6 protein-coding genes and 2 pseudogenes are annotated in these 12554 nt (G+C 41.1%); 4 read left to right on the forward strand and 4 right to left on the reverse strand.

Annotated elements, in window-relative coordinates:
• Positions 1-172 precede the first annotated feature (172 nt).
• Together NPUN_RS25465 and NPUN_RS25470 are read left to right on the forward strand one after the other, a co-directional pair.
• A complete protein-coding gene (locus NPUN_RS25465; RefSeq protein ID WP_012411332.1) occupies positions 173-5785 on the forward strand; it encodes a PAS domain S-box protein in 5613 nt (1870 codons plus the stop codon).
• A 280-nt stretch (positions 5786-6065) separates the two neighbouring features.
• A pseudogene (locus NPUN_RS25470) lies at positions 6066-7087 on the forward strand (IS4 family transposase).
• Positions 7088-7165: 78 nt separating this feature from the next.
• Here NPUN_RS25470 and NPUN_RS25475 read toward each other — a convergent pair.
• From NPUN_RS25475 to NPUN_RS25495, 4 genes and pseudogenes are all read right to left on the reverse strand, one after another.
• Positions 7166-8067, reverse strand: a pseudogene (locus tag NPUN_RS25475) (Rpn family recombination-promoting nuclease/putative transposase).
• A 255-nt stretch (positions 8068-8322) separates the two neighbouring features.
• Positions 8323-8805, reverse strand: coding sequence for a hypothetical protein (locus NPUN_RS25485; RefSeq protein WP_012411333.1), 483 nt, complete (start codon positions 8803-8805; stop codon positions 8323-8325).
• Between the two features lie 182 nt (positions 8806-8987).
• On the reverse strand, positions 8988-9530 hold the full coding sequence (locus NPUN_RS25490) for a hypothetical protein (protein ID WP_012411334.1): 543 nt from the start codon (positions 9528-9530) through the stop codon (positions 8988-8990).
• A 125-nt stretch (positions 9531-9655) separates the two neighbouring features.
• Positions 9656-10108 (reverse strand): cupin domain-containing protein, encoded by a 453-nt coding sequence (locus tag NPUN_RS25495; protein WP_012411335.1) that lies wholly within the window; start codon positions 10106-10108, stop codon positions 9656-9658.
• A 204-nt stretch (positions 10109-10312) separates the two neighbouring features.
• Between NPUN_RS25495 and NPUN_RS25500 the strand changes: the two genes are divergently transcribed.
• Together NPUN_RS25500 and NPUN_RS25505 are read left to right on the forward strand one after the other, a co-directional pair.
• Complete coding sequence (locus NPUN_RS25500) at positions 10313-11848, forward strand: ATP-binding response regulator (protein ID WP_012411336.1); 1536 nt, start codon at positions 10313-10315, stop codon at positions 11846-11848.
• Positions 11849-11954: 106 nt separating this feature from the next.
• The gene (locus NPUN_RS25505) at positions 11955-12329 is read left to right on the forward strand and encodes a response regulator (protein ID WP_012411337.1); all 375 of its coding nucleotides are present in this window, start codon (positions 11955-11957) and stop codon (positions 12327-12329) included.
• The last annotated feature ends 225 nt before the right edge of the window (positions 12330-12554 follow it).

The raw sequence follows: 12554 nt of genomic DNA on the forward strand, positions 1-12554 counted from the left end.
ACCTTTCCCCTTTCCCCTTTAACCCTCAATGATGCTGATAACCGTATTGATGCTGTAACATTTAAAGGCAGTATGTAGTTTTGCTATGGTTAAATATCTTAACGATTAACTATAGATACAATCACTATACCAAGTTGTTCTATCTATACCAGGAGACATTAAGGAGTGGGTGATGAGCGCTAAACAATTGGAGCAGGTGAAGCAATTGCAAGCTACCCTCACCAAGATGGAAGTAACATTACGTGCGATCGCTGATGCTGTAGTCTGGGTAGGAGAAGACCGACGCATTCAATGGTGCAATTCTCATTTTGAATTTCTGGTAAATCAACCCCACGGCAATATCTGCGGCGCAAAATTAACTGACTTGCTACCCTTAGCACAAGCAGAACAGCCAGCGTATCCTGATGTGCAGATACTCAATGGGGAGTATGAAACAGCAAATTATCAGTACCAGCAGGGTGAGCGAACTTTAACACTACAAATTTCTGGTAGCTGTACCGAACTGACTCAAGATCGATGTGCAATACTGGTGATTCGGGATATCACGCTAACGAAACAAACTCAAGAATCTTTGCAAGAGATTGAAGAGCGATTGCAGACATTAATTAACGCTACACCCGATATTATCTGTTTAAAGGACGGCGAAGGAAAATGGTTGTTGTCAAACCAAGCTAACCTAGAATTTTTAGAGATACAAGGGGTTGATTATCAAGGCAAAACAGACTCCGAACTGGCAGAATTTAGCAATTTTTATCACGATGCTTTACTCAACTGCAACGAAACAGATGAACAAGCTTGGCAGCTGGGATGCGTGCATCGGGTAGAAGAAATTATACCTCGACCTGATGGGACAGTCAGCAGTGTCGATATGATTAAAGCTCCCCTATTTCACCAGGATGGTAGACGCAAGGCTCTGGTGGTTTTAGGAAGGGATTTGAGCGATGTCTATCGACAAGCTACGCAACGCAAACAAACTCAAGTAGCCTTAGAAAACTCTTTGTCTTTGTTAAGCGCTATCTTTGAATCGATTCAAGACGGTATCTTAGTAGTTGATACATTAAGTAATATTACTACTCATAACCAAAAGTTCTTAGAAATGTGGTCAATTCCACCAGAACTTTTGACAGAACCAGATCATCCTCAGCGACTAGGGTATTTGGCAAACCAGCTAAAAGACCCCGATGGGTTTTTACAACGAGTCCGAGAATTGTATTCACAGCCGGAAGTAGTTAGTTATGATTGCTTAGAACTACAAGATGGTAGGATATTTGAGCGATATTCCTGTCCTCAGCGCATTGGCGAACAGATTATTGGTAGAGTGTGGACTTTCCGCGACATCACCCAACGCCAAAGGTCAGAAGAAGCACTAAGGCAAAGTGAGTTGCAATATCGCACTATTTTTGAAGCAATCAATGATGGACTATTTATTACTGATATAGAGTCCGAAAAAGTCGCTGAAGTTAATCCTGCGGCTTATCAAATGCACGGTTATTCTTATGAAGAATTTCTCACTTTACATCCATCTGTCTATATTCACCCAAGCTCACATTCGGTTTTTCTAGAGTTTCTTGAAACAACGCGATCTGGTGAGCAATTTTATGGGCAAGCAGTTGATATCTGCAAAGATGGTACTTTAATAGATGTGGAAGTCAAAGGAACGACTTGCATTTACAACGGTAAGCCACACATCTTGGCAGTGGTGCGCGATATTAGTGACCGCAAACGCACCGAAGAAGCCTTACGACAGAGCGAAGTCCAGTATCGAGATTTGGTGCAAACAGCCAACTGTATCATTCTGCGTTGGGACAGTAACGGTGACATTATATTTTTAAATGACTACGGTCAAAGGCTTTTTGGCTTCGATTTAGATGAAATTATCGAGCGTAATGTCATCGGCACAATTGTTCCAGAAACCGAAACTTCTGGGCGCGACTTACAGACATTAATGGTTGATATTTGTAAACACCCAGAAAACTATCTATTCAACGAAAATGAGAACTTATGCAAAAATGGCGATCGCGTCTGGATAGTCTGGGCAAATAAACCCATATTAGATGCACAAGGAAACTTAATCGAAATTCTTTCAGTAGGCACTGATGCCACAGAACGCAAACGCGCTCAAGCAGCCCTCCAGCAAAGCGAGTTAAAGTTCCGTAGCATCGTTGAAAATGCTAATGACCTGATATTCGTCCTTAACCTAGATGGAATCTTTACCTATCATTCGCCTAACGTTACCTCAATTATGGGATACAGCCTAGAGGAAATAGAAGGTCATTCTGTGGTGGAGTTTACCAAACCGGAAGATTTAGCAACTAGCGCCGCAGCATTACAAAGGGCTGCCACTGGAGAAAAACTGACTGATATTGAGGTGCGATTAAGACACAAAAATGGCAATTGGCGATGGTTCAACTTTAATACTTCGACAATTAATTCTGAGAGTGGCACAGTTGCTATTTTGGGTGTAGGGCGTGACATTACAGAACGCAAGCAAGCAGAAGAAGCTTTGCGGCGTAGTGAAATGAAATACCGCAACATCTTTGAAAATTCTCAAGTGGGTATTTTCCGCACTCGGCAACAAGATGGATTAATTATCGAGGCTAATCAACGCGGTGCCGATATTTTAGGTTTTGCCTCTGCTGCTGACTTGATTGGCAAGTTTTTCACAACTGACTTATATGCTAATCCAGACGATCGCACACGCATGTTAGCAGAGTTAGAAAAAGACGGTGAAGTTCGTAATTTTGAAGTAGCACTACAGCGACTCGATGGTTCGGTTGTTTGGTTACTGTTGTCACTCCGTCTCAACGCCGAAGAATCCTGTTTGGATTCTGTTTTTACAGATATTAGCGATCGCAAACAACAAGAACAGGCTTTACGCTTAATTGTTGAGGGTACAGCAGCAAAAACAGGTAATGAATTCTTCAATTCCTGCGTTCGTTATCTGGCTGAGGTATTGCAAGTTCAATATGCCCTAGTCACTGAGTTTCATGATGAGCGGAAAACTAAAGTCCGCACTTTGGCATTTTGGTCTTGCGGGGCGATTAACGAAAATTTGGAATACCATTTGCACGGCACTCCTTGTCAACATACCTTGGAAGGCAATATGTGCCACTACCCCCAAAGAGTGCAAGCTGCTTTCCCTGAAGATGCAGATTTAGTGAGGATGAATGCCGAAAGTTTTTTTGGCGTTCCTCTCACCAGTTCCTCTGGGGAAATCATTGGACATCTAGCAGTGATAGATGTCAAACCAATGAAGCACGATCCGGGACGGGAACTGATTATCAAAATCTTTGCAGCCCGTGCCGGTGCCGAATTAGAACGCAAACAAGCAGAAGCAGCCCTACAAGAAAGCGAGTTAAAGTTTCGCACTATCGTTGAAAAGGTTAATGATGTGCTGTTTGTTATCAGTGCTGATGGGGCATTCAACTACATTTCCCCAAACATTTTGAAGACTACCGGATTTGCCCCTAGCGAAATCGAGGGTAATTCCTTGGCATTATTTACTCATCCCGATGATGTGCCAAAATGTGTAGAAGTTGCCCAAACAGTCCTCGAAACAGGTGAGGGAATTTCGGATACTGAGTTTCGCGGCAGACATCGCAATGGAGGCTGGGTTTGGCAAACTGCTAATATAGCCCGCACACAAGATGCTCAGGGTAACTTTCAGATTGTGGGGGTAGCTCGTGATATTAGCGATCGCAAACAAGCAGAAGCCGCCCTGCAACGCCGGACTCAAGCAGAAAGTTTACTCAGTAGCATTTCTCGCCAATTTATTGACCAAAATTTAGAAACAGCAATTAATTTTACACTCCAAGCGATCGCTCAGTTTATTAGTGCCGAACACAGCTGCATCTTTGAATTATCCGAAGATCAAAGGCGATTCGACTTGATTCATGAATGGTGTGGTGAAAATGTCGAGCCATTGATCGATCTTGCCAAAGGTTCGCCTATTGAAAGTTTTCCCTATTTCTATACTCCGATCGTGCGTGGCAACCATATACAAATCCCTTCTGTGGCAGACTTGCCACCTGATACAGCAGAGAGAAAGCTATTTGAGGGCATGTCGTTTCAGTCTGTAGCTGCTGTACCCATGCTTCATTCTGGTAAAGTAGTTGGATTTGTCGGTACAGCGATGATTCACTTGTGTAAAGCTTGGAGTCAAGAAGATATTAATCTATTGAAGTTGGTAGGTGAAATAATTGCGATCGGTCGAGCCAGACATCAAGCAGAAGAAGCGCTGAGAATTGCCAAAGAAGCAGCCGAAACTGCCAACCAAGCTAAAAGTGCTTTCCTCGCTAATATGAGCCACGAACTCCGCACGCCTCTCAATGCCATCCTGGGTTTTTCTCAGTTAATGGAACGAGATACTAGCCTCAACTCAAACCAACGTGAATCTTTAGCTACCATTAACCGCAGTGGCGAACACTTACTCAATCTGATTAACGATGTCCTAGAAATGTCCAAAATTGAGGCTGGACAAATCATTTTCACCCCTGAAGATTTCGACCTTTATCTGCTGTTGCAAACATTACAAGAAATGTTTCAGGTAAAGGCACAAACAAAGCAATTATTCCTCAAATTTGAAATTGCTCCCAATCTTCCCCGTTATATCCAGACAGATGAGGGGAAACTCCGCCAAGTTCTCATTAACCTTTTGGGGAACGCCGTCAAGTTTACTCAAACAGGCGGAGTTACTTTACGAGTCAGGTTGGGGAGTGAACAGGGAGCAGGGGAGACAGGGGAGGAAGAACTATTAAGCCCTGCCCAATGCCCAATGCCCAATGCCCCATGCCCCATTCCCAATCCCCAATCCCCAATCCCCAATGCCCGATTCCTTCACTTTGAAGTCGAAGACACTGGACGGGGAATAGCACCAGAAGAAATGAATAACTTGTTTCAGCCTTTTGTCCAGACAACAAGTGGTATCCAAACCAAGGAAGGAACTGGGCTAGGACTGACAATCAGCCGCCAATTTGTGCGGTTGCTGGGTGGCGATATTTACTTAACGAGTACCCCTAGACAAGGTTCTACTTTTAGCTTTGACATCCAAGTAAATTTAGCCGCAGCATTGAAAGTTTCACCAAGGTTGAATAAGGGACGTGTCATCGCGCTAGCACCAGGCCAGCCCTCTTACCGGATTCTGGTAGTGGATGACCGTAAAGAAAACCGTGATTTAATTGTGCAACTTCTTGGTAGCATTGGTTTTGAAATTGAGGCTGCGAATAATGGACAAGATGCGATCGCAATGTGGCAAACTTGGCAGCCTCATCTTATTTGGATGGATATGCGGATGCCTGTAATGAACGGCTACGATGCAACTAAAGAGATTAGGATCAGGGAAAGAAATACAAATACAAATCACCGCACTGTAATTATTGCCCTAACTGCCAGTGCTTTTGAAGAACAACAGGCGAGTATCTTAGCCGCAGGTTGCAACGACTTGGTTCGTAAGCCATTTCGTGAGCAGGTAATTTTTGAAAAGATAGCTGAATATTTGCAGGTGCGCTATATATGTACAGAAGAAAGCAGTGAAGATGCAACAGACAACAATCTAAAGAATATTCAATTTTCCATTTTGGATCTTCGCTCTGCAATTACCATTATGCCTGCCCAATGGGTAACAGAACTTAATCAGGCAGCCGTTGAAGTCGATGCCGAAAGGATTTTTCAACTAATTGAGCAAATTCCACCAACACATTCTCCTTTGGCAGAAAAATTGACAAATTTAGTCCGAAGTTTCTGCTTCGATGAAATTATTGATGTAACGGAAGAAAATTGTAACTGAGTCAACTTAACGTTAAATGGGCGGTTAGAAACCGCAGCTACACGAGGCTTTACCCACAGAGATGGGTTTAAAACACTCAATTTTCGCCTGTTAATATTTTCTTTGATTGTGCGATCGTCTGTGACAAAAAATGTAGAGACGCGATGTTCCTCAAGTCTCTACAAAAATTACGAATAATGTATATTAATTGCAAAAGTGTTGAATGTTAAGAAAAATCCGATAAAAACAGCCCAAAATATGTTAAATTTTGGGCGGAAGATTAAAGTATATCTATTTAATAGTGATTATAAATTCATTTCCCAAGATTGTCAAAGATATCTTGAGAGGACTGCCAAAAAACGATTATCCAGTATTGAACAGTCGTCTGTTCTTTGAGTGCTGGTTATCTTATGCTATGGATAACAGCTTAACAAGTATGCGAGATTTATTTAACAGATTAAACAACACAGGATTTCCGGTAGATATTTCTACTTTCTCTAAAGCAAACTTACATCGAAGTCAAAAACCTTTTCAAGAAATTTACCAAAAATTAAATGAATTAGTACAGAAGAAAGTTCAAAAAAAGTTACATGATAAATATGCAATTTGTCCAATAGATTCAACAATTATTACTCTCACAAGTAAATTGTTATGGGTACTAGGACACCATCAAGTAAAACTTTTCAGTTCTCTAAATTTAGCTACTGGAAGTCCATCAGATAACTTCATAAACTTTGGACATGACCATGACTATAAATTTTGGTTGTAAAATGATGTCTAGTCTACCAAATAATGCTGTTGGTGTAATGGATAGAGGTTTTGCTGGATTAAATTTATCCAAGAATTAGTCCAAGAAAACAAATACTTTGTTTGCGGGTAAAAAACAATTGGAAGTTAGAATTTGAGGAGCAAACTGGATTAATTAAAGTTGGTGCATCTAATGATGCTCAAGCCTATAGAGTGATTAATTTTTGTGATTTAGAAACGAAAACTGAGTTTCGATTAGTAACCAATTTACCAACATTAGGAGAGGCTGCCGTTAGTGATTATGAAATCAGGGATATTTATCGATTGCGTTGGGGAGTTGAATTGTTGTGGAAGTTTTTGAAAATGCACTTAAAACTTGACAAGTTAATTACTAAAAATGTTAATGGTATCACCATACAAATTTACGTTACTTTAATAGCTTATCTAATTTTACAGATATTATCTGTACCACAACAATGGGGACATACGCTATTAGATAAATTCCGCTATTTACAATCTTGTATGTGTCAGAAAATAAGTTATGTTCATTGGTTTGAAGAGATGATGTCATGTTGACTATTTTAGGCTTTTTAGAGTTAGTGTAACTAGATATGTAAACTTTTGTATCAGCATTCAACATTTCTGTATTAATTGTTACTCCTCCAACCCATTTAACCAAGCTACCAAATCACCTGCATTGCCAAAACCTAACAAAGCTTCTGCTAAATCTTCTAATTGTGTAGTCGATAATTGGCGAATCCGTTCTTCTAATTCAGGTGTAACCTCACCAACTTTCAGATTTAGCAGGCGCATAATTATTTCCAGCTTTCCCTTTTGTATTCCTTTTAATTCCCAACTAGTAACAATTTCCATAACTACCTCTTGTTTGGCTACTTCAAATTTAGCAATCTCAGTTTGGAAAATCTCTTCTTCTGCTGCATTTAATTTGAGATAAGTGTCAACAAACCAACCAATCATTTTCATTCGTGCTGGATCGAGTCGTAAAGTCGCTAACAAACGCAAACATTCAGCCTTAACTCTGGGACGTTCTGAGGGTGCTATGTTCATTTTAGCCATGAGCGCACTGGCAACGGGGTTTTCTTGTTGTAAAAAATCGCGCCAGTTTAATTGATTGAGTTGAACCACCCCATAGTTAAATTCCAGAACATTTTTATCTGGAAATTCCATCCGGTAAATATTTTTTTGGGGTGTGCGAGGAGCGTCATAGGAAAAAACTACAATTAGATATACAGGTAAAGCGTATTTTTCAAACAATCGCGCAAAGTAACGAAACATTCTGCGCCCAAAGTCAGCTTGTGGATATGACTGATTTTCGATATGCACAAGAAAAAAGTTTTTTGTTCTCGAAATCTTACTTGTACTACTAAATCAGCTTCGTATTGTTCGCCAGCAGTGACATCGGTAAATACTTCTTTGTCCAAGAATTTCAATGAGTCAGGTTCTAGATAAGCAATTACCTGGGGAAAAAATAATTCTAAAAATTCTATAAAAAATGTTGCAATTAGTTCTTTAAATAAACGGTCGTGGTCAATCATGTTGGTACTGGTTTACCTATAAGTTGATTCTAAATCATTGCCTTTGCTCCTTTCCTCACTTTTGTTATTTACCATAACTAAAGAGCTATGCCCGCCGCAGGCATAGCTCTTTAGTTGCAAACGTACTTAAATTAAATAAATTAACATAGCAATTCTGAATCATTCGCGATCAACAAGATCCCCGACTTATTTGAGAAGCCGAGGATCTGCGGTTTGCGAGAATTGCAAACCAAATAGGATTGCTATAAATATTTATCAAGTTGTTGCTAAAGCTGGTTCTGCCACAAAATATTTTAGATTTTCTTGCTGAGTGGCGAATTTCAAATATTGAGATGCCATTTCTGGTGTTAGCAATTCAATCATTAATCTGTTTTCTACCCAAAACTCAATCACATCAAAGAAAGAATCGCGGTTACAGCGCACTACACGCCAATCTTCACGGACACCGATTTGTTCAATTTCTTTTTGGCTGATGGGTACAGAAATAGCTGCATGAATATCTGTATACATAGAGGTAATTGCAGTACGGACAAATACGCATTCTTCATCATTTTCACCAGGTTCAATTTGAGAGCCTAAAGGATAGAGTTCAATGGCTGTACCGTATTCATCAAAAGGTATAACCATATAGCTTCCTGGGTTAGGAGGAAATGGAACAGCTTGTGCTTTTAAAATTTCTGCCAGAACTTGAGCAACGTGGCTGGGGTTTCTAACAGCAATTGAAATATGGTGAATCATGGGATAACCTCAGTTCGATATTTTATAGATTAGAAAACAATCGGGGAGAACTAGGGGAGAGAAAAAATGGATAATCCAAGATGTATTGCAATAGGGTTCGGTTAAGGCAAGAGACGCGAAATTAGACTGGGCTGGGCTTCGCTACTCGCTTTCGCGTCTCTACATTCTTTTTAAACAAATATCTATTGAGGTCGCCCATAGTGAGCTAGACCCTTGCCATCGGGGGTTGCAAGCAGTAGAACTTGCTGCCCGGATTCATTCGTCTCAATCGACCACTCGTAAGTCTCAGCCTTTGCCGAATTGCGGCTGGAGTAGGTACGCCCGCTATTGCAGATTTGCCCTTTGGATGTGCTGTCGCTAGGTTGGAAAGTCAGACGTTGACCTTCAATCTTAACTTTGCCTTTTTCCTGTATGAAGAGATTAGATTCACAGTTATAAGTGGTGATTTGAAGCAGCCGATTTCGCTGGTAGTTTCCGTTAGATGCGAGTTGAAATTGATCGCTTGAACCATTTGGGGCTGCTGGCCGACCTGTGTAGCTGTCTTGGTATTGGATAGACGAGATTCGACCATACCGCCACTCGCCCTGAAGTTCGGCAGGTACTCCAGCATCGTTTTTACCTGCTTGACTTGCGCTTGGGTAAAAAACAAGGCTAGCGATGAGTCCCAAACTAAACGCGCTAGTAGTTAAAAGTTGAGCAGCTTTTGGTTTTGTTATTGAGTACATATTGCTTTCTAGAAATAGATTTATTTATCAACAAAATTAACAAATGCAAATTCTGCGTGTTTATGTATAGCTTTTCTCCGTAAGGGTGTACAGTTAGCTGTACCCCTTACATCCAAACGCAAGATTCACGCCAGAAATTGCAATCCATATTTGTTCAAAAGAGGCTGTATTTTTTCCATGTTTGGCGATGGACTATCTGCTATTTGACCCATTTCTTCATAAAAGTTTTTTGCATTTTGAGGTGCAATTAAAACCAGAAATTTAGCAGTAGCAGAACGAATCTTGAAGGCGTGTGGTGCATTGTGAGGAATATTAACAAAAGAGCCGGTTGATGCCAAAATTGTTTCTGTACCAACTTGGATATCTAGTTCTCCTTCGAGAATATAAAATGCCTCTTCCCAAGGGTGAGTATGCAGTGGTGGACCATTTTCTTGTGTATCTGTAATTTCATAAATTTTCCAAGCTTGATTTGTCTCTTCACCAGTTGCTTTGGTTGTAAATTGTCCACCCATAATTGAGAATTGATTACCTTCTCCTGATCCAAGAATAATTGGTTTACGCATGGTTGAAGTTTGCATACAAGTTACTCCGTATTGTGTAATTTGGTAGGTGTTATCTACAAATTTGATTTGATGTTTTTAAGATTAGAAATTAATCGGGGAGAACTAGGGTAGATAAATGGGTAATTGGAATTTTTTTGTAAACGATTATTAAGACCTAGGACTAAGGTTACAATTTCTAGAAATCATTAGTAGCCTATTCTGGCTAAAGTCGATCTTGCCATGCCTAAAGAGCCGCTCAACTTTCCCAAAGCAGACATACTGGTGATTGATGACACGCCAGAAAACCTGAACCTCTTATCTGCCATGTTGACAGAACAGGGATATAAAGTTCGGAGTGTAACTAAGGGTTCTACGGGGTTACGAGGGGCAAATGCAGTTCCCCCCGACCTGATTTTGCTGGATGTGAATATGCCGGAGATGAATGGGTATGAAGTCTGCGAACATTTGAAGGCAAGCGATCGCACTCGCAAAATCCCGGTAATTTTTATCAGCGCTTTAGGTGATGTGCTAGATAAGGTGAAAGCCTTTGCAGTTGGGGGAGTGGACTATATCACTAAGCCTTTTCAACTAGAAGAGGTTTTAGCACGAATTGAAAATCACTTAACGATTTGGAAACTGCAACAACAACTCCAAGCCCAAAATGAGCGGTTGCAGCAGGAAATTCACGATCGCGCCAAAGCAGAAGAGAAGTTTGCTAAAGTTTTTCGCTCTAGTCCCAATCCGATCGCGATCGCTACAGTCTCGAATGCTCGTTTCATTGATGTCAATCCCAGTTTCTTGAAGATGAGCGGCTACTCTCTAGACGAAGTGATTGGAAATACTGCTACTGAACTTAATTTGGGTAAAAACACAGTCGCGATCGCTCAAACAATTCAACTTCTGCCAGAAACTGGTTCACTGTACAATCTAGAATTTGAATTTTCGACTAAGTGTGCAGAACTAAAAACTGTACTGATATCTCTCGAATTGATTGACTTAGCTGGAGTACCGTGTGCTTTATTAATTGCCAATGATATCACCGAACGCAAACGCCTAGAAAACGAATTTATCTCTTTAGTCAGTCATGAATTGCGTACACCTTTAACTTCCACAATGGGAGCATTAGATTTATTGGGTTCAGAACAACTGGGAACTCTGAATGAACAAGGCCAAAAAGTTCTGAGCATTGCCACCACTAATACTGAACGCCTAATTCGTTTAGTGAACGATATTCTCGATTTAGAGCGGATGAAATCGGGCAAAATCTTCACGCGGAAGATGAAGTACAACGCCGCAGACTTACTAACTACCGCCACAGAAGCAATGCAAGCAATGGCAGATCAATTACAAGTCAAATTGATTATAAATCCTGTAGAAGTTGAACTTTGGGCTGATCCCGATCGCCTGCTGCAAACCCTGACTAATTTACTGAGCAACGCTATTAAGTTTTCTGAACCAGGAGACACGGTGTATATAAGTGCCACTCTCTCAGAATCTCAAGGCGTTGAGCCTAAAGAAAATGAGCCTTTATTACCCAAATACCTTTTGATTACTATCAAAGATCAAGGGCGAGGAATTCCTGAAGATAAACTACAAATAATTTTCGAGCGCTTTCAGCAGGTGGATGCATCCGACTCCCGCAACAAAGGAGGAACAGGTTTAGGACTAGCTATTTGCCGAGATATCATCCAGCAACATGATGGCAAAATCTGGGTTCAAAGCACTTTAGGTGAAGGTAGCACTTTTTATGTATTGCTACCTTTACCAGTGCAATAAACTGCTTCTAACAGCTTAATTCTTCCCTACTTTTCCCCGATCTGGCTTTAGAATAGCTCAAGAGCGATCAAGCAAATCAGCACATATATTTTGCAAGAGTGCCATTATGAACAGAAAGATCTTGATTGTTGATGATGAAGAAGATGTGCGGGCGATCGCCAAGTTGGGATTAGAAATGGCTGCTGGCTGGAATGTATTGACAGCAAGTTCTGGTCAGGAAGCTTTGAAGGTAGCTGCTACCCATAAACCAGATGTCATTCTACTAGATATGATGATGCCTGATATGGATGGGCGTGCAACTCTGCAACAACTGAAAGCTAACCCCGCCACTAAGAAAATTCCAGTAATTTTATTAACAGCTAAACTCCAGCAATCAGATCGAGAGAGTTTTACTGATATGGATGTCGCTGCTATTTTTGCCAAGCCTTTCCGTCCATTGAAACTAGCAGAGCAAATCAATGAAGTGCTGGTTGCCCTTTAGTTTTAGATAGGACTGACGCAAAAACCCTCTCAAACACTCATTCCTCAGTGTCGCGCCAGTTGCTACAAGTCGGGGAACCCGACGACAGTCGCCTCAAGTCGGGAAACCCGCCCACGGCGCTGTCTCCCCAACGCACTGGCTTCTCTGCGTCCTCCGTGGTAGCCTGCGGCAAGCCACTTCTCTACGAGACGCTACGCGAACGTGTCTACGTTTTCCGTTACTTGT

This window comes from Nostoc punctiforme PCC 73102, assembly GCF_000020025.1.
In the GTDB taxonomy this organism is placed as follows: Bacteria; Cyanobacteriota; Cyanobacteriia; order Cyanobacteriales; family Nostocaceae; genus Nostoc; species Nostoc punctiforme.

Coding starts and splice junctions, on each gene's coding strand:
- NPUN_RS25485 (WP_012411333.1), bottom strand. CDS start 8,805: ATGATTCACCATATTTCAATTGCTGTTAGAAACCCCAGCCACGTTGCT.
- NPUN_RS25500 (WP_012411336.1), top strand. CDS start 10,313: ATGCCTAAAGAGCCGCTCAACTTTCCCAAAGCAGACATACTGGTGATT.
- NPUN_RS25465 (WP_012411332.1), top strand. CDS start 173: ATGAGCGCTAAACAATTGGAGCAGGTGAAGCAATTGCAAGCTACCCTC.
- NPUN_RS25495 (WP_012411335.1), bottom strand. CDS start 10,108: ATGCAAACTTCAACCATGCGTAAACCAATTATTCTTGGATCAGGAGAA.
- NPUN_RS25505 (WP_012411337.1), top strand. CDS start 11,955: ATGAACAGAAAGATCTTGATTGTTGATGATGAAGAAGATGTGCGGGCG.
- NPUN_RS25490 (WP_012411334.1), bottom strand. CDS start 9,530: ATGTACTCAATAACAAAACCAAAAGCTGCTCAACTTTTAACTACTAGC.